The sequence below is a fragment of the Kitasatospora sp. NPDC089913 genome (assembly GCF_044748625.1).
In the GTDB taxonomy this organism is placed as follows: domain Bacteria; phylum Actinomycetota; class Actinomycetes; order Streptomycetales; family Streptomycetaceae; genus Kitasatospora.
The window spans coordinates 1-22734 of record NZ_JBIVGI010000036.1 but is presented as its reverse complement, the minus strand read 5'-3'; the positions used below and the strand labels follow the sequence as shown (position 1 = coordinate 22734).

Sequence of the window (22734 nt, the reverse complement as noted above, 5' to 3'; positions counted from 1 at the left end):
GCCCGGGCGCGCGAGACGAGTGTCGTTGCGCGAGTGCAGCCTAGGGTCAACGCGCGTAGCTGTCAGGCCCCTGGACGTAACGACAGGGTTACCTACTGACGAATCGTCGTTGGATTCCGACCGCCGCGCGGCCGTGCGCACCGCCCGCCGGACGCGCGCCCCGGGGCGCGCGTCCGGGGCCCGGGAGCGCGCCCCGGGCCCGTCGGCCCCGGGCTCAGATCCCCGGCTCGGCCGCCAACTGGTGCTCGGCGCGCGCCCGTTCGGCCACCGCGTCCTCGGTCATCGCCCGGTCGGTGTAGACCAGTGGGCGCTCCGCCTCGGTGATGATGTGCTTCACCACCTGGACGTTGCCGTTGACGTCCCAGACCGCGATGCCCGGCGAAAGTGTGGGGATGATCTCCACCGCCCAGCGGGGCAGACCGAGCACCCGCCCGGTGGCCCGCGCCTCCTCGGCCTTCTGCATGTAGATCGTCCGGGTGGAGGCCATCTTGAGGATCGCCGAGGCCTCCTTGGCCGCCGCCCCGTCCACCACGTCCGACAGGTGGTGCACCACGGCCACGAAGGACAGGCCGAGCCGGCGGCCGAACTTCAGCAGCCGCTGGAACAGCTGGGCGACGAAGGGGCTGTTGATGATGTGCCACGCCTCCTCGACCAGGAAGATCCGCTTCTTGCGGTCCGGCCTGATCCAGGTGTGCTCCAGCCAGACGCCGACGATCGCCATCAGGATCGGCATCGCGATCGAGTTGCGGTCGATGTGCGACAGGTCGAAGACGATCAGCGGCGCGTCCAGGTCGATGCCGTCGGTGGTCGACCCGTCGAACATGCCCCGCAGGTCACCGTCGACCAGCCGGTCCAGCACCAGCGCCACGTCCAGGCCCCAGGACTGCACCTCGTCCACGGCCACGCCCAGCGACTCCACCGAGGAGAGGTCGGGGTTGCGCAGGGTGTCGATGATGTCGTCCAGCACCGGCTGGCGGTCCCGGACCGTCGCCACCACGTGCCCGTGCGCGGCCTTCAGCGCGAAGCCGGCCCGCTCCTCCAGACCGCGCCCCATCGCCACCTCGACGATGGTCCGCAGCAGCGACAGCTGCCCGGTCTGGGTGATCGCCGGGTCCAGCGGATTGAGCTTCACCCCGCCGTCCCTGGCCGCCATCGGGTCCAGCCGGATCGACTTTATGCCCAGCGCGTTCGCGATCAGGTTCCACTCGCCGACCCCGTCCTCGCCCTGCGCGTCCAGGACCACCACCTGCCGGTCCCGGAACCGCAGCTGGCGCAGCACATAGGTCTTCTCCAGCGCCGACTTGCCGTTGCCGGACTCCCCCAGCACCAGCCAGTGCGGGGCGGGCAGCTGCTGGCCGTACAGCTGGAACGGGTCGTACACGTACCCCTTGCCGCTGTACACCTCGCGCCCGATGATCACCCCGGAGTCGCCCAGCCCGGGCGCGGCGGTCGGCAGGTACACCGCCTGCGCCTGGCCGGTCGAGGTGCGCACCGGCAGCCGGGTGGTCTCCACCTTGCCGAACGCCAGGCTGGTGAACGCGTCGGTGAGGTTGCCGATCGCCATACGGGGGCCTCCAGATCAGTCGCCCGGCCGGGACCCGCTCAGCGGCGGATACCGGTGGCGAACGGCAGGGTGTTGACGAACGCGCGGTGGTGCTCGCGGTCGCACCACTCCAGCTTCAGATAGCTCTTGCCGGCCGAGGCCCGGATCGTCCGCTTGTCCCGGGCCAGCGCGTCCGGATTGCGCGAGGAGACCGTGATGTACCCGACCAGGTTCACGCCGGCCGCGCCGGACGCCAGGTCGTCGCCCCGCTGGTCCACCCGGCCGGTGTGGGCCAGGTCGCGCGGGTCCACCGTGCGGTTCATCTTGGCGGCGCGGCTGGCCTCCGCCTCGTCGTTGGTCTTCTCGGTGAGCATCCGCTCGATGGCGACATCGGTCGGTTCCAGGTCCATCGTCACCGCCACCGTCCGGATCACGTCCGGGGTGTGCACCAGCAGCGGCGCCAGGAAGTTGACACCGACCGGGGTCAGCGGCCACTCCTTGATCCACGCGGTGGCGTGGCACCACGGCTCCCGGGTCGCCGACTCCCGGGTCTTCGCCTGGAGGAACTGCGGGTGCGTGGCGTCCAGCTCGGCCGGCCAGGCGTTGCGCCTGGACATCGCCTGGATGTGGTCGATCGGGTGGTCCGGGTCGTACATCGAGTGCAGCAGCGAGGAGAGCCGCGCCTGGCCCAGCGGCTGCCGCACCCGGATGTCCGCCTCCGCCAGCCGGGCGCAGATGTCGGTCAGCTCGCGGGCCATCACCGAGGCGAGACCCTCGTCGTCCCGGGCCCGCCGGCCGGTGGCCGTCCGCCCCATCGCGTGCGCCTCGGCGGCGAGGTCCCGGGTGTAGTGCATGCACGCCACCAGGTACGCCCGGTGCTGCTCGGACGAGGTCGACACCATCGACTGCAACTGGTCGTACGAGTCCTTCAGCCAGTTCGGCGCGCCCGGGTCGCCGCGCCGCTCCACGTCCTTGGCGTGCGCGTCCGGGTCGGCCGGCAGGGTCCGGGCCAGGATCTGCAGCCGGGTCACGAAGCCGTCCCCGTTCGCGACGTGCTTCAGCAGCGTCCCGAACCGGTCGACCAGCGCCTCCTGGTCCTCCGAGTCCCGCAGCCCGACGCCCGGGCCCTCGATCTCGATCGCCGCCGTCACCGTGCGCCGCTCCAGGTGCATCAGCACCCCGACCTCGTCCGGCCCGAACGGCGCCGACAGCCAGCGCAGCCGCCCCACCCCGGGCGGCGGGCCGATCTCCACCTCACGGCCGTCCAGGCGGGTCCCGGCGTCGACCGCGTCCGACTTCCACACCGCCCGCCCGCTGCGGACCGTCCGCCGGTAGGTGCGGTTGATCTCCACCCACTTGTAGAACGTCCGACGCCGGTACGGCACGTACACGGCCGCGATCGCCAGCGCCGGCAGACCCACCAGACCCCCGATGCGCAACGGCAGGACCGGCATCAGCAGACCCCAGAGCATGCCGAGGAACGCGCCGAAGATGATCAGCACGATCTCCCCGGACTCCCGGTTCCGGCCGATCGGCGCGTTCGGGCGGGCCTTGCCGATCAGGTAGGTGCGGCGCTGGTGCACGTACGGCTGGGCGTACTGGGCCCCGTACTGGCCGAGCGGTTCGCTGCTCACTTACCCGTCACCCTCCCTTCGCTGGATTGCTGTCGCGGATCGGACCCGAGGCCTGGGCCGGCGGCCCGGCCTGCGGCGGCGGCGAGGGCGCCCGGGACGCGTGGGCAGCGATGCCCGGGGCGACCGAACCGCCGCCGGCGGCCCCACCGCCCCCGCCGCCCGGCGCGCCGCGCTCGCCGTGGGTGCTGATGCCCTGCCGCATGAAGTTCGCGGTCCCGTTGATCATCGCCGACCCGGCGGACACCGCGCTCGCCCGGGCGTGACGCATGTTCATGATCTCGTCGCCGAAGCCCGGCACGAAGCGGTAGACGGCGGCGCTCGCGAAGATCGACAGGAACAGGATCGCCAGCCCCGACAGCACCCGGGCGAAGTCGTCGCTCGCCCCCGCCCCGGCCGACACCGCCCCGGCCAGTCCGAGGATGATCACGATGATCGGCTTCGCCAGGTCCACCGCCAGCATCACCCCCGCCCAGCGGCGCACGTGCTTCCACAGCTGCTTGTCCACCAGCCCCGCGTACACCGCCGTCCCCAGCAGCGCACCCACGTACAGCATCGCCGCCCGGATCAGCAGCTCGATCCAGAGCACCGCCGCGGCCAGCACGGCCACCAGCGAGGTGATGATCAGGATCAGCGGCCCGCCGCCGATGTCACCCTTCTCCAGGGTGTCCGCGAACCCGCCCAGGTACGTCCCGGTGTCCGACTTCGTCCCCACCGCGATCGCCTTGGTCAGCCCGTCGGTCGCGCTCACCACCGTGTACAGGATCAACGGCGTGAACGCCGACGCCACCACCGTCAGCCAGAGGAACCCGATCGCCTCCGAGATCGCCGTCGTCAACGGCGCCCCGCGCACCGCCCGCTTGGTCACCGCGAGCAGCCACAGCACCAGCGTGACGACCGTCGACGCGGCGAACACCACCGCGTACTGCTGCAGGAACGACGCGTTGGTGAAGTCCACCTCCGTCGTCCCGTCGATCGCCCCCGACAGCTTCCGCACCACCCACACCGCCGCCTGGGCGCACCCCTTCGCCAGCGCCCCCAACGGGTCCGTCACCGTCCCGACCGTCCCGCTCCCGGGGATCACCACAGCACCGTTCGGGGCACAACCCGCATCGCTGCCGGGGATCGGGAGGTCCACCTTCTGACAGGTGGCCGACGGGGAGGGCGACGGCGTCCCCGTCGGGGACGGCTCGGCGAAGACGCGCTGCGCCGCGAGCAGGGCCGCGAGCTGCACGGTCGCCAGCGCTCCCGCCAGCGTTCCCGCACGGCGGACGGCGGGCCGGACGGCACCGCCCTGCCCCGTTCGGCGGCCGGCCGGCCGGTCGGCGGTCAGGTCAACGGGCATAGCGGAAACCCCCGAGCTGCTGGACGGCGCCGGTGATCTCCTCGGCGGTGGCGGCCTGTTCGTCGCCCGGCATGGGCGCGGGCCCCTGCCGGCTTGCGTAGTCCGTGAGCTTCCAGTCTCCGCCCGTCCAGCGCAGATCGAGGGTGAGCGTGAACCAGCTCGCCACCACCGGCTGCACCGAGCGTTCGCCGGCCAGACCGTTCAGACCGGTGCACCAGACCTCGACCTTGGTCTCGGTGTCGGTGTAGCCGACCGCCCTGGCTCCGACCGGGACGGTGCGACTGACGAAGGTGAGGCCCTTCGGCGCGCGGCCCTGGGCGTCCAGCCCGTAGCGGGCCACCGTGTCGGCACCGAACCCCTGGTCCAGCCGGGACTGCAGGGCCTGGGCGGCGGCCGGGTCGGCGATGGTGCTGACGATGGTGCGGCGGCTGTCCGCGCGGAACATCTCGGCGGAGCCGATGGCCACGGCGTAGTTGGCGGCGGCGGACTGGGCGCCCCCGTCGGTGTGCGGGAAGCCGGTGGCGATGCCGTTGACGGTGGTGCTCACCGGCTGGTCCCCGCTGGGCGCGGGGCCCGCCCCCGACGTGGCGGTGGCCGCGGCGGCCCGGTCGGCGGAGCGTCCGGCGGCGGAACCGCCGGGGTCGGGCTTGCCCCGGTTGGCGATGGAGATCGCCAGCACGAGCAGGGTGACGACCACCAGGACGGTCAGCAGGGTCCGCAGCGGCCGCGCCTGACGGGCACTCGCCTGCGAGGAGGGCTGTTCGCCGACCGGCAGCCGCGTACGGGTGTGCGGCTGGTCGTCGGACAACGGCACGGCGGCCCTCCTGGTGCGGGGAGCCGGGGGCGGCTCCGGGGGCCCCTCCGACCGTGGGCGGGCGGGAGGGAAGGGGTGGTGGATGGATTCCCGGCGTGACGCCGGACATGCGCGGACGCCCGGCCGGACGGTCCGGCAGTCGGACGGTCAGACGATCGGACAGGTCGACCGGCAAGGATGCCGCGCCGTCCGCCGGCGCGTCACGACGGTCCGCCCGGTGGGCGCCGTCGGCTCCGCCCCGGCTGTCCGCTCCGCCTGTCCGGCCCGCGCTGCCCGATCGTCAGATCGCCATGCCGTACACAATGGTGAACAGAGTGCCAAGTGATCCAATGATGAACACGCCGGTCAGGCCGGCGATGATCAGCCCCTTGCCCTGTTCGGCACCGAAACTGTCACGCATCGCGGTGGCGCCGATCCGCTGCTTGGCAGCACCCCAGACGGCGAGGCCGAGGCAGGCCAGGATCGCCACGGCCATGACGACCTCGACCATCACCCGGGCCTCCGAGCCGAGACTCGCGAACGGACCCCAGTCCGGGGCGATCCCGCCGATGATGGTGTCGATATTCGGCTTCTTTGGAGGGTCCTCGGCCAGGTGGCCGATCGCGATGCTGTGCACGCTGCTCTGGTTCATTTCCATCTCACCGCCCGATCAGGCAAATTCAAGGGCCCAGACCCCGCCCGCGCGAAGGGTCGGTACCTATTCTTGGCCAGATCTGATGTCGACTTGGCTGCTTCTCGCGGATTGGTCGTGAGGCATCGGACATGTACGCGAGGATGTCCACCGTACGAAGGATAGCGCTCACTCTTTGTATCTCTGATGATTGCGGTGAGCAACGCCTTCCGGGACACTTCGACTGACGATTCGTCGGGATGGTGCTGATGGTACTCCGGAAGGGCGCTACGGCCGCCGCTGCCGCAGGAGTTGTCGCGGTCGGCTTCGTCGGGCTGGTGACGTTCGGGACGTATGCGGCGAGCGGGACTCCGCAGCGCCAGGGCAATGCGGCCGGACTCTCCCCGGGAACCGTTCCGGCCGCGTACCAAGGCCCGATCGAACAGTGGGGCCGGCTCTGCCCCGATCTCTCCCCCCCGTTGCTCGCGGCGCAGTTGTACCAGGAAAGCGGTTTCGACCCACGGGCCCGTTCCGGGGTCGGGGCGGAGGGACTGGCGCAGTTCATGCCGGCCACCTGGGCGACGTACGGCACGGACGGCAACAACGACGGCCGGAAGGACCCCTGGGAGCCGCTGGACGCGATCGCCTCGGCCGCCACCTTCGACTGCGCGCTCGCCACCTACGTCGGCAAGGTCCCGGGCGACCGCCAGTCGAACATGCTGGCCGCCTACAACGCCGGGCCGGGCGCGGTGACGAAGTACCAGGGCGTGCCGCCCTACCGGGAGACCCAGGGATACGTGCGGAACATCCTGGCCACCGCCCGCAGCTTCGCCGCCCCGGACGCACCGGTGGAGGTCTCCGCGCAGTCCGCCGGGGCGATCTACTTCGCCCAGGGCAAGCTCGGCACCCCGTACCTGTGGGGCGGGGACGGGCTCGCCTGGCAGAACGGGCGGTTCGACTGCTCCGGGCTCACCAAGGCGGCGTTCGAGAGCGTCGGCATCATCCTGCCCCGGGTCGCCAACGACCAGTGGTACGCCGGCCCGCACCCGTCCCGCGACCAGCTGCGCCCGGGCGACCTGGTGTTCTGGGCGACCGATCTGACCGACCCGCGCTCCATCCACCACGTCGGCATCTACGTCGGCGGCGGGTACATGATCAACGCCCCGCACACCGGTGCGGTGATCCGCTACGACAAGATCGACACCAAGGAGTACATCGGCGCCACCCGGGTGACCTCGGACGCCGCCCAGGCCCTGCCGAACCGCAACGCCGAGGGCGGGGTGATCGCCCCCAGCCGCCCCGGCGACCCGGCGGCAACCCCGGCCCCGGCCACGACCCCGGCACCCGGCACTCCGGGGCCGACCGCGCCCGGCAGCCCCGCCCCCGCGGCGCCGGCGGCCCAGGCGGCACAGGCGGCCCCGGCCGCCCGGCCCACCGCGGTCGCCGCCACCGGACCGGCCGGTTCCGGTCAAACCCCCGCAAAGAACTGATCCGCGACCGCCCGGCCGGTGTGCGCGCCGCGTGGACGCTGAGTCAAGTTTCCATAACCGCGCGTTTCCGTGGAACGCTGTCCGTCGGTTATGACGTTGTGTCCGTTGGCCTTCCGTCAGCCGCCCTGACCTGGGCGACGGCGGACGGGCCACGGCCGGAACGATCCAGGTGCAGCGGACCAGAAGGAGGTGCGGCGTGTCGACGCCGCTTGCCGACACGACCAACCCCGACCTCGGCCTGCTCTACGCCGTCAACGGCCTGGCCAAACACGCCCCGGCCCGACTGGACCACCTGGTCTCCTGGATCGGCGAGTACGGCATCCTGATCGGCCTCGCACTGCTGGGCCTGGTCGGCTGGCTGCAGGCCCGGCGGCGTCCGGACGCCCCGGTGGCGGTCGCCGGACTGCTCTGGGCCCCGCTGTCGGTCGCCATCGCCGAGCTCGCCAACCTGCCGATCGCGGCGATCGTGGACCGCCCCCGGCCCTTCGTCGACCACCCCGACCTGGAGGTGCTGGTCGAGGGCAAGGCCGGCACCTACTCCTTCGTCAGCGACCACTCCACGATGTCGATGGGCATCGCGGTGGCACTCTTCCTGGTGAACCGGCGGCTGGGCTGGATCGCCGGCGGCCTGGCCCTGCTGCAGGGCTTCTGCCGGATGTACATGGGCGTCCACTACCCCACCGACGTGATCGGCGGCTTCGCGCTGGCCGTCGCCGTGGTGCTGCTGCTGGCGCCGATCGCGATGGCCGTGCTCGTCCCGCTCTGCCACGCCCTGACCCGCACCCCGCTCGCCCCGCTGGTCCGCGCCCGACGGCGCGGCGAGTCCGGCGGCGGCGGGCGGGGACCCGGGCGCGGTGGGCGGGGGCGACGCGGCGGCGGAACGCGTGGCACGGTCCGCGCCGAGGAACCGCGGCCCGAGTCCGACCTGGCCGCGTGATCCGCACGGCCCGCCCTACGCCGGGGCGGTGCCGTGACCGGCCAGGTGGTCGTCGGCCTCGCGGCGGGCGAGGTCGCGCGAGCGCCGGGCCGGGGAGAACCAGCCGCAGCTGCAGGTCGCGAAGCAGAAGGAACCGCGTTCGCTGATCGCGACACGGTGCTCGGGCATCCGGGCAGTGCCGGAAACGTCCGGCAGCTCACTGTGCACGTGGTTCACGGTAACGCGCCGGGCCACCGGCGCGCGACATCCGGAACGCGCCGGGTCCCGCGTAACCCCTCACGCCCCAACTCGTTTGCCCGGAAAGAGCTCTGCCCACCCCCTGGTGGTGGCCGGCGGGGCAGTCGGGCCCGAGGGGGTTTCGCGAGGATGAAGATGACCGACCAGCAGCGCACCGGCCGAACGGTCGGCCGGGCGGAGCGGCGGCCGCGGCCGGCGGCGGGGGCCGTGCTGCTCGCCGCCGTCCTCACCGGCGCGGCCGGACTGGCCGGCTGCTCGCCGGACAGCGCCGGGGGCGCATCGGCCGACCAGCAGGCCAGCAGCACCCCGGACCAGCTCTCCACCGACCCGCTGACGGCGGTCCGGGGCACCGCGGACATCACCGGCCGGGCCGGTTCGGCGCACGCCGCCACCGAGCTGGTGACCGAGTCCGCCGACAAGAAGGCCGTCTTCACCGGCACCGGCGGCTACGACTACGTGAAGCGGATCGGCCGGCTGGAGGTGCAGGTGCCGCCCGGTGCGGCGACCACCGGCAAGATCGTCGAGGTGCTGCTGCCCGGCACCGTCTACCTCCAGAACAGCGGCGCCAAGGTGCCGGAGGGCAAGTGGGTCAAGCTGGACGTCCGCCAGCTGCCGGACGGCAACCTGGTCAGCGGTGGCGCCACCGACCCGGCCTCCGCCGCGGGCGCGCTGCGCGGGGCGCAGAAGGCCGAGGCGGTGGGCACCGAGACGGTCGACGGGGTGCCGCTGAAGCACTTCCGCGGCACCCTGGACCTCGCCAAGGCGGCCGACGCCACCGGCGGACGGGGCGGGGACGGCCTGCGGATGGGGGCACAGACCTTCACCGTGAAGGACGTGCCCTACGACGCCTGGCTGGACGACCAGGGCCGGCTGCACAAGGTGGTCGAGGTCTTCACCTTCGCCGGGGTGGCCGGGTCCAAGGAGGCGAAGGACCAGGTGAAGGTGGTCTCGACCACCACACTGACGGACTTCGGCAAGCCGGTGGAGGCCGCCGAGCCCGCCGCCTCGGACATCTTCACCATGAAACCCGGTGAGAGCCCGAAGTAGCTCGGCGTGGGAGGCCGCCGGTCCGGGTGGGCCCGGGAGTCCCGGAGCCCACCCGTTTCGGCGGCGCCGAGATGGCCCGTCCGTGCCATGTGGACGGGCTCCGAAGTGCCTAGGCTGGACGTCGGGTGGCTGCCGCCCGGGCTGGTGAGGCGCTGAAGGGGTGGTGCAGGTGATGGCGTCCACGGGCGACCGCAGCGGCGGCCACGACGACGCGGCCCTCGACGAGATCGAGCTGGCCGGTGAGCTGATGATCGCCGCCACGGCCAGCAGCGGTGACCGGCTGCCGACCGAGCGGATCGACGAGGTGCTGCTCGACCGGCCCGACGCCGGCCCGGTACCCGCATCCGCGCCGGAGTCGGCGGACCCGCGGGAGCTGCCGGACCCGCGGGAGCTGCCGGACCCGCGGACGTCGTCGGACCCGCAGGCGTCACCGGACCCGCAGGCGTCACCGGACCCGCGGGACCCGTAGGCCCTGCGGCACCCGGACCGCCGGCGCCGCCGGCCGCGCCGGGCTCAGCTCCGCAGCAGCCGGGCGATCGCCGCGGTGGCCTCGGCGACCTTGGCGTCCAGCTCGCTCCCGCCCTCCTCGGCGGCGGCCGCGACGCAGTGCCGCAGGTGCTCCTCGAGCAGGGAGAGGGCGAAGGACTGCAGGGCCTTGGTGCTGGCCGAGACCTGGGTCAGCACGTCGATGCAGTAGACGTCCTCGTCGACCATCCGCTGGAGGCCGCGGATCTGGCCCTCGATCCGGCGCAGCCGCTTGAGGTGCGCGTCCTTCTGGGCGCTGTACCCGTGCGGGCCGTGACCGGTGTGTGCGGACCCGGCGGTGTCCGGGGAGACCGCGTGCTCGCCCTGCGGTTCCGCCCCGGGCGCCTGCTCCGGCCCGGTACGCGCTTGCGTGGTGGTCATCGGCCCGCCTTCGTCTGGGTGGCTGCGTCGGCCTCCAGTGTCCAACACCCGGGCCCGTCGTGGTGTTCCTCCGGCAGCGTCGGCCCGGAGCCGGCCGACGAAGGCCCGACGAAGGCGCGGCGAAGGCCCGACCGCGGCTCGTCGAGCGGTCGACGCCGGACCCACGCCGGGCCGGGAGCGGCAGTGGGCCGGGAACGGCGGCGTCGGTTCCCGGCCGGAGCCGGGTTCCCCCGTCCGGGCAACACCCCGCCGTTCCGCCCGCACGGCAGGGGCAATCCGGGCGAGGTTCCGTCAGACTGGGGGCTCACGCCCGTGCCTGTGGTGCATCGGACCCACCGTTGCGGCAGCCGAACGGAAGGGGAGGTTCCGACTCCTTTTCGGCCACCCCGTTTGCGCGCCCACGCGCGGTTGCACCTAGCATCGTTCAGTCCCCTACCCCGCACATCGGAGATTTCCGTGCGTTTTAGCCTGACCCCGAAGGAGACGAGTTTCTACGACATGTTCGCCGCCGCCGCGGAGAACCTGGTCGTGGGCTCGAAGCTCCTGCTGGAACTGCTGGGATCAGACGTGTCGGCCCGCGCGGAGATCGTCGAGCGCATGCGCGCCGCCGAGCACGCCGGAGACGACACCACCCATGCGATCTTCCACCAGCTGAACTCGTCCTTCATCACGCCCTTCGACCGCGAGGACATCTACAACCTCGCCTCGTCGCTGGACGACATCATGGACTTCATGGAGGAGGCCGTCGACCTGGTCGTCCTCTATGACATCCAGACCCTGCCGAAGGGCATCGAGCAGCAGATCGAGGTCCTGGCCCGCGCCGCCGAGCTGACCGCCGGGGCGATGCCGAACCTGCGGAGCATGTCCAACCTGACCGAGTACTGGATCGAGGTCAACCGGCTGGAGAACCAGGCCGACCAGATCCACCGCAAGCTGCTCGCCCACCTCTTCTCCGGCCAGTACGAGGCGATCGAGGTGCTCAAGCTGAAGCAGGTCGTGGACGTCCTCGAACAGGCCGCGGACGCCTTCGAGCACGTCGCCAACACGGTGGAGACCATCGCGGTCAAGGAGTCCTGACCCCCGTGGACATGGCAGCACTCATCGCCGTCGTCGGCGTTGCGTTCTTCTTCACCTACACCAACGGCTTCCACGACTCGGCCAACGCGATCGCGACCTCGGTCTCCACCCGGGCGCTGACGCCCAGGGCGGCGCTGGCGATGGCCGCGGTGATGAACCTGGCCGGCGCCTTCCTGGGCAGCGGGGTGGCGCACACCGTCTCCCAGGGCATCATCGAGACCCCGACCGGCAACCAGGGGATGGCGATCCTGTTCGCCGCGCTGGTCGGTGCGATCGCCTGGAACCTCGTCACCTGGTACTTCGGCCTCCCCTCCTCCTCCTCGCACGCGCTGTTCGGCGGCATGGTCGGCGCGGCCCTGGCCGGCGGCACCGAGGTGATCTGGAGCGGCGTCGTCGACAAGATCATCATCCCGATGATCGTCTCCCCGGTGGTCGGCCTGGTCGGCGGCTTCCTGGTGATGCTGGCGATCCTCTGGCTGTTCCGCCGGGCCAACCCGCACCGGGCCAAGCGCAACTTCCGGGTCGCGCAGACCGCCTCGGCCGCCGCCATGGCGCTCGCGCACGGTCTGCAGGACGCCCAGAAGACCATGGGCATCGTGGTGATGGCCCTGGTGATCTCGGGTCACGAGAGCCCGGACGACCCGATCCCGGTCTGGGTGAAGATCTCCTGCGCGACCATGCTCTCGCTCGGCACCTACGCCGGCGGCTGGCGGATCATGCGGACCCTGGGCCGGAAGATCATCGAGCTCGACCCGCCGCAGGGCTTCGCCGCCGAGGCCACCGCCTCGACCGTCATGTACATCACCTCGTTCGTCTTCAAGGCGCCGATCTCCACCACCCACGTGATCACCTCGGCGATCATGGGTGCGGGTGCCACCAAGCGGATCCGCGCGGTGCGCTGGGGCGTCGCCAAGAACATCGTGCTCGGCTGGTTCATCACCATGCCGGCCGCCGCCCTGGTGGCGGCGCTGGTGTACTGGTTCGTCCACCTGTTCTGGGGCTGACCGGCCCGCACCCGTCCGGCCCCGGACACCGAAGCGGACACGCGGACACACAGGCACACAGGCACACAGGCACACAGGCACCAGCACGGACAGCGACGCGGACGGCGACGCGGACGGCGACGCGACAGGGCCCGCCCCCGGAGACCGGGGGCGGGCCCTTCTCATGCTTCGCGGCGGCACCGCCATGCAGCACCGCGAAGCAGCCTGTGACGCGCTGCCCGCGCGGTCCGGCGGTCTAGCCGAAGCGGCCGGAGATGTAGTCCTCGGTCGCCTGCACGGACGGGTTGGAGAAGATCCGCTGGGTGTCGTCCAGCTCGATCAGCTTGCCCGGCTGGCCGACGCCGGCCAGGTTGAAGAAGGCGGTGCGGTCGCTGACGCGGGCCGCCTGCTGCATGTTGTGCGTCACGATGACGATGGTGAACTGGGACTTCAGCTCGCCGATCAGGTCCTCGATGGCGAGGGTCGAGATCGGGTCGAGGGCCGAGCAGGGCTCGTCCATCAGCAGGACCTGCGGCTCGACCGCGATGGCGCGGGCGATGCAGAGGCGCTGCTGCTGACCGCCGGAGAGGCCGGCGCCCGGCTTGTTCAGCCGGTCCTTGACCTCGTTCCAGAGGTTGGCGCCCTGGAGGGACTTCTCCACCACGCCGTCCAGCACGGACTTCTTGCGGACACCCGCGAGCTTGAGACCGGCGACCACGTTGTCGTAGATCGACATGGTCGGGAACGGGTTCGGACGCTGGAAGACCATGCCGACCGAGCGGCGGACGGCGACCGGGTCGACGCTGGTGCCGTACAGGTTCTCGTCGTCCAGGAGCACCTTGCCCTCGACGCGGGCGCCCGGGATCACCTCGTGCATCCGGTTGAGGGTCCGCAGGAAGGTGGACTTGCCGCAGCCGGAGGGGCCGATGAAGGCCGTCACCGAGCGGGGTTCGATCGCCATCGAGATGTCCTCGATGGCCTTGGTGGAGCCGTAGTAGGCGGACAGTCCGCTGACGTCGATGCGCTTGGCCATGATCGTTCGTCTTCTCTCAGTCTTCGTCGTCGTACGTCAGTCGGTCGCTCAGTGCCCGGCCTTGGGCGAACGCCAGCGGGCGATGCCCCGGGCGATGAGGTTGAGCCCCATCACGAAGGCGATCAGCACGAGCGCGGCACCCCAGGCACGGGCGTAGCCGTACTGGTTGTTCACCTGGGAGTACTGCAGCCAGATGTACATCGGCAGCGACTGCTGCGGCCCGTCGAACGGGTTGTTGTTGATGTAGTCCGCGCCGAAGACCAGCAGCATCACCGGTGCGGTCTCACCCGTGATGCGGGCGACCGCGAGCATCACACCGGTGGTGATGCCGCCGATGGCGGTGGGGATGACGATCCGGAGAATCGTCTTCCACTTCGGCACGCCGAGCGCGTACGACGCCTCGCGCAGCTCGTTCGGAACGAGCTTGAGCATCTCCTCGGTGGATCGGACCACGACCGGCAGCATCAGGATGGCCAGCGCGAGGCTGCCCGAGAAACCGGAGTAGTTGAAGCCGAGGGCGAGGTTCCAGACGGACAGGATGAACAGACCGGCGACGATCGACGGGACACCCGTCATGACGTCGACGAAGAAGGTGACCGCCTTGGCCAGCTTGCCCCGGCCGTACTCGACCAGGTAGACGGCGGTCAGCAGGCCGATCGGGGCGGCCATCAGGCTGGCCAGGAAGACCTGCTGCAGGGTGCCGATCAGCGCGTGGTAGATACCACCGCCGGGGCCGGAGGCCCGCACACCCCGCATGGAGTGGGACAGGAAGTTCCCGTCCACCACCTTGGCGCCCTGCTGGACGGTGTAGATGGTCAGGGCGAGCAGCGGGATCACGGCCAGGATGAAGGCGACCCAGACCACCGAGGTGGCGAGCCGGTCCTTGGCCTGGCGGCGGCCCTCGACCTGCGCCGAGAGCACGTAGCCGATGACCACGAAGAGGATCGCGGAGATCAGGCCCCACTGGAGCTTGCTCTCCAGACCGCCGACCGCGCCGATGCCGCAGCCGAGGGCGATGGAGCCGGCCGCCGTGGCGGCCGGGGCCCACTTGGGCAGCCGGTTGGCGGTCAGTGGACGGCCCAGCGGACGGGCGTCCGCCGGGACCGACGTCGTTGCGGCGCTCATGCGTTGGCCCCCGAGTACTCCTTGCGGCGGGCCACGATCAGGCGCGCGGCACCGTTCACCAGCAAGGTGATGACGAACAGGACGAGACCGGAGGCCATCAGCGCGTCCCGGCCGAAGGGCTGGGCCTCGCTGAACTTCAGCGCGATGTTCTGCGCGAAGGTGCCGCCGCCCGGGTCGAGCACGTGCAGCGAGAGGACGCTGCTGGAGGAGAGCACGATGGCGACCGCGATGGTCTCGCCGAGCGCGCGGCCGAGGCCGAGCATCGAGGCCGAGATGATGCCCGGGCGACCGAACGGCAGCACCGCGGTGCGGATCATCTCCCAGCGGGTCGCGCCGAGCGCGAGCGCGGCCTCCTCGTGCATCCGCGGCACCTGCCGGAAGATCTCACGGCTGACCGCGGTGATGATCGGGAGGATCATGATCGCCAGCAGGATGCCGACGGTGAACAGGTTGCGCGGGGTGGTCGCCCGGGACTGGTCGAAGATGTACGTCCAGCCGAGGTAGTCGTCCATCCAGCTGGTCAGGCCCTCCAGGTGCGGAACCAGGAAGAGCGCGCCCCACAGGCCGTAGATGATGCTGGGCACGGCCGCCAGCAGGTCCACCAGGTAGGCGAACGGCTGGGCGATCCGGCGCGGGGCGTAGTGGGAGATGAACAGCGCGATCCCGATCGCCACCGGCACGGCGATCGCCATCGCGATCGTCGCGCTGACGATGGTGCCGAACACCAGGACGGCGATGCCGAAGACCGGCTTCGGGGCGTCCGGCGTCCACTCGAAGGTGGTGAAGAAGTTGCCCTCGTTCTTGCTCAGGGCGATGCCCGAGCGCCAGGTCAGGAAGCCCGCGATGGCGGCCATGACCACCAGCAGCAGGATGCCCGACCCGCGGGACAGGTTCATGAAGATCTTGTCGCCGACCCGGCTGTCGCGCCGGCGGCGCTCCCCGCCGGGCGGGGCGGCAGGGGTGTTTGAAGTCATTGGTCTACTCCGGTCTGGTGGTGCGGCCCCGAGGGGGCGGCACCATGGCGGCGGTGCCCCGGACGTGGTGCGTACGTCGGTACGTTCCGCTGGGGACGGCCCCGGCCCCCCTCGTTCACGGGGCCGCCCCAGCGGAGGGTGCTACTGGATCAGGCGAGGGCCTTGACCGCGGCGGTGACCTTGCCGGTCAGCTCCTTCGGCAGCGGGACGTAGCCCGCGTCGCCGATCGCCTTCTGGCCCGCGTCACTGATGGAGTAGCCCAGGAAGGCCTTCAGGGCGTCCAGCGTGTCGGCCTTGTTGCCCTTGTCGCAGACGATCTCGTAGGTGACCAGGACCAGCGGGTAGGAGCCCTCGTCCTTGGTCGCGTAGTCGAGGGTCAGCGCCAGGTCGCTGCCGGTGCCGGCGATCTGCGCCTTGGCGAAGGTGTTCGCGGCGTTGACCGCGGTGGCCTCGACCGGCTTGGCGGCACCGGTGTTGATGGCGGCGCTCTTCAGGTTGTTGGTCTGGGCGAACGACAGCTCGGCGTAGCTGACCGAGTTCTTGACCTGCTTCACCTGGGCCGAGACACCGGCCGAGCCGCTGGCGCCCTGGCCGCCCTTGCCCGCCCACGCCTTGCTGGCCGGGTAGGACCAGGCGCCGCCCGAGGTCTTGGCGAAGTACTTGGTCAGGTTCTCGGTGGTGCCCGAGTCGTCGGTGCGGTGGAACGCCTGGATGTCGGCGTCCGGCAGCTTGGCACCCGGGTTCAGGGCGACGATGGCCGGGTCGTTCCACTTGGTGATCTGCGAGTCGAAGATCTTCGCGACCGTCGGGCCGTCCAGGACGAGGTTGTCGACGCCCTCGACGTTGTAGACGATCGAGATCAGGCCCGCGACGACCGGCAGGTTGATGCCCTGGCCACCGGTGCAGACGGCCTTGCTGGCGTCGACCTCGGCCGGCTTCAGCGCCGAGTCCGAGCCGGCGAACTGGATCTTGCCCTGGTTGAACTGCTGGACACCGGCACCGGAGCCGCCGCCACCGTAGTTGATGGTGGTGTCCTTGCAGGCCGCGCCGAAGTTGTTCTTCAGGATGTCGATCGCGTTGCCCTGGGCGGTGGAGCCCGCGGCCACCAGGGGGGCCTGCTTCGGGCCGCAGTCGATCGCCGGGGCCGCGGCGGAGGAGCCGCTGGCGCCGGTGGACGCGGTGGTGTTGTTATCGTCCGAGCCGCAGGCCGCGAGCGACAGCGAGCTGACGAGCGCCATGGCACCGATCGCGAGGGCCTTGGAGCGGCCGTTCCGCTGGAGCTTCACAGGTGTCCCTTTCTGTGGCATTGCCCGACGCGCGGGTCGTGGCAAGCACGACGCAGCACGGGTTTTGCTGAGGTCCGGGGCCCGTTCGGCCCGCCGGTGATACCGAAAGTAAGCCGGGCAGGTGACGCGTCAGCCGGTCGTAAGTGAACGCAGAGTGAACCTCGGACGGATGACAGGAAACTAGGCCAGGTAGTAACGGTTGCGTCACGGCAAGAGCGCGGGAAGATCACTTCCACTCTTCCTTCACGACTCCCGGTCCCGCGACCTCACCGGCTTCGCCCCCAGCAACGCCAGCAGCGCGTCCACCAACCGCCGGTCCCGCTCATGGGTCAGCCGCGCCCGCGCCTTCCCGGCCGGCAGCCACTCCAACAGGTCCACCTCCCGGTTCGGCCGGAACGACCCTTCCGTCGGCACCGCCGCCCAGTACCGGACCTCCTTCGGCCGGCCCTGCGCCAGATAGTGCTGGGTCGGCAGCTCCGCCCCCAGCACGCAGGAGAACCCGGTCTCCTCCCGCACCTCGCGCAGCGCCGCCTCGACCACGCTCTCGCCGGGCTCCAGCTTCCCCTTCGGCAGACTCCAGTCGTCGTACTTCGGCCGGTGGATCACCGCCAGCCGCGGCCGGCCCAGCCGCCCGCTCCGCTTCGGCCGCCCCGGCAGCCAGAGCACCGCCCCCGCCGCCAGCACCACCGGCCCACGGCCGACCGGCCACCGGTCCGCCGGCACCGGCCGCCCGCCCACCTCAGGCCGTCCGCGATTCCGGCGCCGACCCCCAGCCCTCGGCCGGTGGCAGCTCCAGCCACGCCTCCGCCCCCGGCGGCAGCTCCGGCCAGCGTCGGCCGAAGGCGTACCGTGCCGCCTCCACCTCCAGCCGCTGATCGGCGTGCACCACGCCCAGCACGTACGCCGTCGCCGGAGTGATCCGCGGCGTGCGCGCCGCCGTCGCCGCCGTCACCGCCGCCTCCGACGCCTCCTGGTGCCGCAGCAGCACCTGGTCCAGGTCGTCCAGCACCGCCGACGGCCGCCCGCACACCTCCAGCGCGTACCGGGCCCGCTTCACCAGCACCCGGGTCCGGTGCCACGGCGCGTCGTCCGCGGCCAGCGCCGCGTCCGCGTCCAGCGCGCCCCGCGCACTGGGCACCGACCCCAGCCGACGCAGCCCGTCCCCGCCGTACGGCGTCGCCGCCCGCTGCAACGGCAGCAGCTGGGTGCTCGCCGCCAGCGCCCCGAACGCCGCCGCCGCCTGCGGCATCAGCACCGCCCCGGCCCGGCCCTCGGCCGGCTTCGCCAGCGGCGCGTCCGCCACCAGCAGCGTCATCCGGTCCGCCAGCGCGTGCAGCCGCGCCGACCGCAGCTCCTGCAGCACCGTCGAGTGCGCCCTCGTCCGGGCCAGGGTCAGCTGCCGGTCCAGCAGCGCCCGCGCCTTGGGCGCGCCCGCGTGACCGGCCAGCATGCCCGGCCCCTCCGTCTCGCTGCCGCTCAGCCCGTCCAGCGCGCCCAGCAGCCGGGCCGACCGCCGCACCAGCCCCGGCTCCAGCGCCAGCAGGTTCAGCAGCCAGGACAGCTCGGTGCGCGACTCCTGGACCCAGCCCGGCTCGAAGGCCGCGCCGAAGGTGTGCAGCAGCCCCCCGATCCGCCGCACCGCCCGCAGCAGGTCCCCCGTGCCCGCGGAAGGGACCGGCGCCGCACCCGGTCTCGCGCCGACCTCGCCCACCGCCAGCGGCAGGGCGCGCAGGAACGCGCCCGCCAGGCCGGTGAGATGGCTGGAGAGGATGTCCCCGGCGGTCGCGGTCGAGGCCGCCTGGGCCGTCATCGGCGCTTCGGTCATGGCTAGGTAGATCCCCGTTCCCCCGGGGCCGTCCCCGGGGCTGGTGGCCGACCGCTCAGCGGGTCCCTACCGCTCAGCGGCTCGCGTCGGTGGGTCGCGCGGTCGCGTCGTCGAATCTCGTGCCGTCGTGTCCCCCGGCGGCGTGGCCCGCACCGTTCGGTCCGGTGCGGGCACGCCGCGCGGTGTCGCGGCTCACGTCGTCACGTCCGGCGTCAGCGGGGTCGTGGCGGCGACCGGCACTCATCTGGCCGCGACGGCCCGACGGCGCTGACGCGAGTCGATGAGAAGGTCCTGGACGTGTCGCAGCTGCTTGCCGTCGGCGTCCTGGGCGTGCCGGGTCCAGGACCCGTCCGCCCCGAGGTGCCAGGACTCCGTCTCGTCCGACATCCCGAGGTCCAGCAGCCCGGACAGCTCGGCCCGGTGCGCCGGGTCGGTGATCCGCAGCAGCGCCTCGATCCGGCGGTCCAGGTTGCGGTGCATCATGTCGGCGCTGCCGATCCACACCTCCGGATCGCCGTTGTTGCCGAACACGAAGACCCGCGAGTGCTCCAGGAACCGCCCCAGGATGCTGCGCACCCGGACGTTCTCGCTCAGTCCCGGCACCCCGGGCCGGATCGCGCAGATGCCGCGCACCCACACGTCCACCGGCACCCCGGCCTGCGAGGCCCGGTACAGCGCATCGATCACGGCCTCGTCGACGATCGAGTTGACCTTGAGCTTCACGTGCGCCGGACGCCCGGCCCGGTGGTTGGCGATCTCGTTGTGGATCCGCCCCACCAGACCGTCCCGAAGCCCCCGCGGCGCGGTCAGCAGCCGGCGGTAGGACTCGCGGCGCGAATAGCCGGAGAGCCGGTTGAAGAGGTCCGAGAGGTCCGCGCCGACCTGCGGGTCCGAGGTCAGCAGACCGAGGTCCTCGTAGAGCCGGGCGGTCTTCGGGTGGTAGTTGCCGGTGCCGACGTGCGAGTAGCGGCGCAGGGTGTCACCCTCCTGCCGGACCACCAGCGACAGCTTGCAGTGCGTCTTCAGCCCGACCAGGCCGTAGACCACGTGGCAGCCGGCCTCCTCCAGCTTGCGGGCCCACTTGATGTTGGCCTGCTCGTCGAAGCGCGCCTTGATCTCGACCAGGACCAGCACCTGCTTGCCGGACTCCGCCGCGTCGATCAGCGCGTCGACGATCGGCGAGTCCCCGGAGGTCCGGTACAGCGTCTGCTTGATCGCCAGCACGTCCGGGTCGGCGGCGGCCTGCTCCAGGAAGGCCTGCACCGAGGTGGAGAAGCTGTCGAACGGGTGGTGCAGCAGCACGTCCCGCTCGCGCATCGCGGCGAAGATGTCCGGCTGCGAGGCCGACTCGACATCGGTCAGGCCGCGCGCGGTGCCCGCCACGAACTTCGGGTACTTCAGCTCCTGCCGGTCCAGCCCGGCGATACCGAACAGCCCGGTCAGGTCGAGCGGGCCGGGCAGCGGAAAGACCTCCGCCTCGGTGATGTTCAGCTCCCGCACCAGCAGGTCCAGGATGTAGGGGTCGATCGACTCCTCGACCTCCAGCCGCACCGGCGGGCCGAAGCGCCGCCGCATCAGCTCCTTCTCCAGGGCCTTGAGGATGTTCTCGGTGTCGTCCTCCTCCACCTCCAGGTCCTCGTTGCGAGTGACCCGGAACGCGTGGTGGGCGAGCACCTCCATCCCCGGGAAGAGCTCCTCCAGATGCGCCCCCATGACGTCCTCCAGCGGCACGTACCGCTGCGGGGAGGCCTCCAGGAAGCGGGCGAGCGACTGCGGCACCTTCACCCGGGCGAAGTGCTTGTGCCCGGACACCGGGTTGCGCACGACGACGGCCAGATTGAGGGAGAGCCCCGATATGTAGGGGAAGGGGTGCGCCGGGTCCACCGCCAGCGGGGTGAGCACGGGGAAGATCTTCTGCCGGAACAGCGAGTGCAGCCGCGCCTGCTCCTTCTCCGCCAGCTCCGACCAGCGGACCACCTCGATGCCCTGGGCCGCGAGGTCCGGCAGCACCTCCTGCTGGAACGCGGCGGCATGGCGGGCCATCAGCTCGCGGGACCGGGTCCAGATGAGGTCCAGCACCTCGCGCGGCTGGAGGCCCGAGGCACTGCGCTGGGCCACACCCGTGGCGATCCTGCGCTTGAGGCCGGCCACCCTGACCATGAAGAACTCGTCGAGGTTGCTCGCGAAGATCGCCAGGAACTTGGTGCGTTCCAGCAACGGGATCTCCGGGTCCTCCGCCAGTTCCAGGACCCGTTCGTTGAACGCGAGCCAACTGCGCTCACGGTCCAGGAAGCGGCCCTGCGGCAGTTCCTCGACGTCCTGCTCGTCGGCGACGGTCGGCTCCGGCGGTATCCCCAGCGCGCTGGACAACCGCGCGGGTGGGGAGGGCGGGGCAGGGACGGGGCGGGGGATGCTCATGGGCTCCAGCTCCTCCAGCAGGACGGCGTCCGGACACGAAATGCTCTTCGAGCCGTCGCCCTCGCCCATCACCAGCGCCCACCCACCCGGCGCGGTCGCCACAGCACCGGCCACGTGTCGGCCGACGCTGCACGAGCGAGACACTACGGACTTCATCCTGTGATCTTCGCGGCATTAATTGAATCCACGGTAAACACCGCATGGCCAGGAGGAAAGCTGAGGCGGTCAGTGCCGCGGCACCGGGTGCACAACCGTTGCCGCGGCCTCCTTCTCTCCGCTAGGCGGCGCCGGGGCGCCCTTTTTCGACCGTCACTCTCCGTTACGCGGAAAGGGGCGGCGGAACGGACCCGGACGACCCGACTCCGGCCCGGTACATCAGGTCGATCTCGTGGACGGTGAACCCGAGCCGTTCGTACACCCGCACCGCCGCCGGATTGTCCGCGTCGACGTACAGCAGCACGGTGTCCAGCCCCCGCTCCCCGGCGGCGCGGCCGGTCAGATGACGCAGGCCCGCCGCGGTCAGCGCCCGGCCCAGGCCGCTGCCCTGCTCCGCCGGATCCACGCCGACCACGTACACCTCGCCGAGCTCGGGCTCGGTGGCGGTGGCCGGGTGCACCTTCGTCCAGTGGAAGCCGACCGGCCTGCCGTCGCGGGTGGCGAGGAAGAAGCCGGCCGGGTCGAACCAGGGCTCGGCCAGCCGGTCGGCGAGGTCCTCCGCGGTCCAGGAGCCCTGCTCCGGGTGGTGGGCGAAGGCGAGCGCGTTCAGCCGGAGCCAGTCGGCGTCGTCCTCGCCGGGGCGGAAGGTCCGCAACTCGATCCCGGCCGGGAGCGCGGCCTCCTCGGTCTGCTGCCCGGTCCGGCGCATCTGCCGCAGTTCGCGGACCAGCTCGGCACCGTAGGCGTCGGCCAGGTGCCGGGCCGCCGGGTGGCCACCGTGCACCCAGAAGTCGACATGGTCCCGGCCGGCCTTGCCTGCCTCGGCCAGTACGGCGTCCACCAGCGGACGGCCGAAGCCCCGGCCCCGGTCGGTCGGAGCGACCAGGAGCTCGGCGGCCGGGTTCGCCCCGCCGTTGTCCGGCACCTCCAGCTGGCCGTAGCCGACGACACCCGCCGCGTCCGCGTCCGGGCCGGCGAGCGCGAGGAAGTGTGTCACTCCGGCCCGGGCCGTCTCCGGGGAACGCAGGCGGAGCCGTCCCTGCTCGGACACGGCCGCCCGGCCGTCCACGGCCTGGGCCTCCGCCAGAACCCGGAGGGCCGCGTCCCGCTGGGCCGGCCGCAGTACGTCGGAGGCGATGACCGTGGTCGCGTCGCCCGTTGTTGCCGTTCGCTCGTCCATGCCCTGACGATACGTCAACGGCCAACGCAAAGAACCCCCGCCGGTTTCCCGACGGGGGTTCTTCACAATGATTGTTCGGCGGCGTCCTACTCTCCCACAGGGTCCCCCCTGCAGTAC

At 71.7% G+C, this 22734-nt stretch carries 21 protein-coding genes; 6 read left to right on the top strand and 15 right to left on the bottom strand.

The window, feature by feature from the left end:
- Nucleotides 1-214: 214 nt before the first annotated feature.
- From ACIPYS_RS35495 to ACIPYS_RS35475, 5 genes are all read right to left on the bottom strand, one after another.
- Nucleotides 215-1564: an ATP-binding protein gene (locus tag ACIPYS_RS35495; protein WP_400754072.1), complete on the bottom strand. Its 1350-nt coding sequence runs from the start codon at nucleotides 1562-1564 to the stop codon at nucleotides 215-217.
- A gap of 38 nt (nucleotides 1565-1602) precedes the next feature.
- A complete protein-coding gene (locus ACIPYS_RS35490) occupies nucleotides 1603-3177 on the bottom strand; it encodes an SCO6880 family protein (protein ID WP_231977721.1) in 1575 nt (524 codons plus the stop codon).
- Between the two features lie 7 nt (nucleotides 3178-3184).
- A complete protein-coding gene (locus ACIPYS_RS35485) occupies nucleotides 3185-4519 on the bottom strand; it encodes a hypothetical protein (RefSeq protein WP_400754069.1) in 1335 nt (444 codons plus the stop codon).
- Nucleotides 4509-5333, bottom strand: a complete 825-nt coding sequence (locus ACIPYS_RS35480; RefSeq protein WP_400754066.1) for a hypothetical protein — start codon at nucleotides 5331-5333, stop codon at nucleotides 4509-4511. The genes ACIPYS_RS35485 and ACIPYS_RS35480 overlap by 11 nt, the downstream gene beginning before the upstream one ends.
- A gap of 280 nt (nucleotides 5334-5613) precedes the next feature.
- Nucleotides 5614-5964 carry a hypothetical protein gene (locus tag ACIPYS_RS35475; protein WP_045941228.1) on the bottom strand — a complete coding sequence of 117 codons (351 nt, stop codon included), beginning with the start codon at nucleotides 5962-5964 and terminating at the stop codon, nucleotides 5614-5616.
- Between the two features lie 239 nt (nucleotides 5965-6203).
- Here ACIPYS_RS35475 and ACIPYS_RS35470 point away from each other — a divergent pair, with 239 nt between their 5' ends.
- Both ACIPYS_RS35470 and ACIPYS_RS35465 read left to right on the top strand, forming a co-directional pair.
- A complete protein-coding gene (locus ACIPYS_RS35470; protein ID WP_400754062.1) occupies nucleotides 6204-7433 on the top strand; it encodes an NlpC/P60 family protein in 1230 nt (409 codons plus the stop codon).
- A gap of 196 nt (nucleotides 7434-7629) precedes the next feature.
- A complete protein-coding gene (locus ACIPYS_RS35465) occupies nucleotides 7630-8370 on the top strand; it encodes a phosphatase PAP2 family protein (protein WP_231977718.1) in 741 nt (246 codons plus the stop codon).
- Between the two features lie 15 nt (nucleotides 8371-8385).
- On the opposite strand, the gene ACIPYS_RS35460 is transcribed toward ACIPYS_RS35465, so the two are convergent.
- Nucleotides 8386-8577, bottom strand: a complete 192-nt coding sequence (locus tag ACIPYS_RS35460; RefSeq protein ID WP_400754058.1) for a hypothetical protein — start codon at nucleotides 8575-8577, stop codon at nucleotides 8386-8388.
- A 165-nt stretch (nucleotides 8578-8742) separates the two neighbouring features.
- On the opposite strand from ACIPYS_RS35460, the gene ACIPYS_RS35455 reads away from it, so the two are divergent.
- Both ACIPYS_RS35455 and ACIPYS_RS35450 read left to right on the top strand, forming a co-directional pair.
- Nucleotides 8743-9654: a hypothetical protein gene (locus tag ACIPYS_RS35455; protein ID WP_093861447.1), complete on the top strand. Its 912-nt coding sequence runs from the start codon at nucleotides 8743-8745 to the stop codon at nucleotides 9652-9654.
- Between the two features lie 172 nt (nucleotides 9655-9826).
- On the top strand, nucleotides 9827-10123 hold the full coding sequence (locus ACIPYS_RS35450) for a hypothetical protein (RefSeq protein WP_400754055.1): 297 nt from the start codon (nucleotides 9827-9829) through the stop codon (nucleotides 10121-10123).
- A 44-nt stretch (nucleotides 10124-10167) separates the two neighbouring features.
- Here ACIPYS_RS35450 and ACIPYS_RS35445 read toward each other — a convergent pair whose 3' ends face one another.
- Nucleotides 10168-10560, bottom strand: coding sequence for a metal-sensitive transcriptional regulator (locus ACIPYS_RS35445; protein WP_231977717.1), 393 nt, complete (start codon nucleotides 10558-10560; stop codon nucleotides 10168-10170).
- A gap of 456 nt (nucleotides 10561-11016) precedes the next feature.
- On the opposite strand from ACIPYS_RS35445, the gene ACIPYS_RS35440 reads away from it, so the two are divergent.
- Complete coding sequence (locus ACIPYS_RS35440) at nucleotides 11017-11637, top strand: DUF47 domain-containing protein (protein ID WP_093861445.1); 621 nt, start codon at nucleotides 11017-11019, stop codon at nucleotides 11635-11637.
- 5 nt (nucleotides 11638-11642) lie between these two features.
- Nucleotides 11643-12641, top strand: a complete 999-nt coding sequence (locus ACIPYS_RS35435; RefSeq protein ID WP_093861444.1) for an inorganic phosphate transporter — start codon at nucleotides 11643-11645, stop codon at nucleotides 12639-12641.
- A 235-nt stretch (nucleotides 12642-12876) separates the two neighbouring features.
- On the opposite strand, the gene pstB is transcribed toward ACIPYS_RS35435, so the two are convergent.
- From pstB to mshD, 8 genes are all read right to left on the bottom strand, one after another.
- On the bottom strand, nucleotides 12877-13653 hold the full coding sequence (gene pstB, locus ACIPYS_RS35430; protein ID WP_093861443.1) for a phosphate ABC transporter ATP-binding protein PstB: 777 nt from the start codon (nucleotides 13651-13653) through the stop codon (nucleotides 12877-12879).
- Nucleotides 13654-13701: 48 nt separating this feature from the next.
- Nucleotides 13702-14778 (bottom strand): phosphate ABC transporter permease PstA, encoded by a 1077-nt coding sequence (pstA, locus tag ACIPYS_RS35425; RefSeq protein WP_093861442.1) that lies wholly within the window; start codon nucleotides 14776-14778, stop codon nucleotides 13702-13704.
- Nucleotides 14775-15752, bottom strand: a complete 978-nt coding sequence (gene pstC / locus ACIPYS_RS35420; protein ID WP_093861441.1) for a phosphate ABC transporter permease subunit PstC — start codon at nucleotides 15750-15752, stop codon at nucleotides 14775-14777. The genes pstA and pstC overlap by 4 nt, the downstream gene beginning before the upstream one ends.
- 149 nt (nucleotides 15753-15901) lie before the next feature.
- Nucleotides 15902-17038 carry a phosphate ABC transporter substrate-binding protein PstS gene (pstS, locus tag ACIPYS_RS35415; protein ID WP_093861440.1) on the bottom strand — a complete coding sequence of 379 codons (1137 nt, stop codon included), beginning with the start codon at nucleotides 17036-17038 and terminating at the stop codon, nucleotides 15902-15904.
- A gap of 243 nt (nucleotides 17039-17281) precedes the next feature.
- On the bottom strand, nucleotides 17282-17761 hold the full coding sequence (locus ACIPYS_RS35410) for an NUDIX hydrolase (RefSeq protein WP_093865027.1): 480 nt from the start codon (nucleotides 17759-17761) through the stop codon (nucleotides 17282-17284).
- Nucleotides 17762-17777: 16 nt separating this feature from the next.
- Complete coding sequence (locus tag ACIPYS_RS35405; protein ID WP_400754045.1) at nucleotides 17778-18863, bottom strand: CHAD domain-containing protein; 1086 nt, start codon at nucleotides 18861-18863, stop codon at nucleotides 17778-17780.
- A gap of 240 nt (nucleotides 18864-19103) precedes the next feature.
- Nucleotides 19104-21281 carry an RNA degradosome polyphosphate kinase gene (locus ACIPYS_RS35400; protein WP_231977716.1) on the bottom strand — a complete coding sequence of 726 codons (2178 nt, stop codon included), beginning with the start codon at nucleotides 21279-21281 and terminating at the stop codon, nucleotides 19104-19106.
- 319 nt (nucleotides 21282-21600) lie between these two features.
- A complete protein-coding gene (gene mshD, locus ACIPYS_RS35395) occupies nucleotides 21601-22617 on the bottom strand; it encodes a mycothiol synthase (protein WP_400754042.1) in 1017 nt (338 codons plus the stop codon).
- Nucleotides 22618-22734 lie beyond the last annotated feature (117 nt).

Excerpts from the sequence above, each read along its gene's own strand:
- mshD (WP_400754042.1), bottom strand. The coding sequence starts at position 22,617 with ATGGACGAGCGAACGGCAACAACGGGCGACGCGACCACGGTCATCGCC.
- ACIPYS_RS35475 (WP_045941228.1), bottom strand. The coding sequence starts at position 5,964 with ATGAACCAGAGCAGCGTGCACAGCATCGCGATCGGCCACCTGGCCGAG.
- pstC (WP_093861441.1), bottom strand. The coding sequence starts at position 15,752 with ATGACTTCAAACACCCCTGCCGCCCCGCCCGGCGGGGAGCGCCGCCGG.
- ACIPYS_RS35405 (WP_400754045.1), bottom strand. The coding sequence starts at position 18,863 with ATGACCGAAGCGCCGATGACGGCCCAGGCGGCCTCGACCGCGACCGCC.
- ACIPYS_RS35470 (WP_400754062.1), top strand. The coding sequence starts at position 6,204 with ATGGTGCTGATGGTACTCCGGAAGGGCGCTACGGCCGCCGCTGCCGCA.
- ACIPYS_RS35400 (WP_231977716.1), bottom strand. The coding sequence starts at position 21,281 with ATGAGCATCCCCCGCCCCGTCCCTGCCCCGCCCTCCCCACCCGCGCGG.
- pstA (WP_093861442.1), bottom strand. The coding sequence starts at position 14,778 with ATGAGCGCCGCAACGACGTCGGTCCCGGCGGACGCCCGTCCGCTGGGC.
- ACIPYS_RS35455 (WP_093861447.1), top strand. The coding sequence starts at position 8,743 with ATGACCGACCAGCAGCGCACCGGCCGAACGGTCGGCCGGGCGGAGCGG.
- ACIPYS_RS35495 (WP_400754072.1), bottom strand. The coding sequence starts at position 1,564 with ATGGCGATCGGCAACCTCACCGACGCGTTCACCAGCCTGGCGTTCGGC.
- pstB (WP_093861443.1), bottom strand. The coding sequence starts at position 13,653 with ATGGCCAAGCGCATCGACGTCAGCGGACTGTCCGCCTACTACGGCTCC.
- ACIPYS_RS35450 (WP_400754055.1), top strand. The coding sequence starts at position 9,827 with ATGGCGTCCACGGGCGACCGCAGCGGCGGCCACGACGACGCGGCCCTC.
- ACIPYS_RS35445 (WP_231977717.1), bottom strand. The coding sequence starts at position 10,560 with ATGACCACCACGCAAGCGCGTACCGGGCCGGAGCAGGCGCCCGGGGCG.
- ACIPYS_RS35485 (WP_400754069.1), bottom strand. The coding sequence starts at position 4,519 with ATGCCCGTTGACCTGACCGCCGACCGGCCGGCCGGCCGCCGAACGGGG.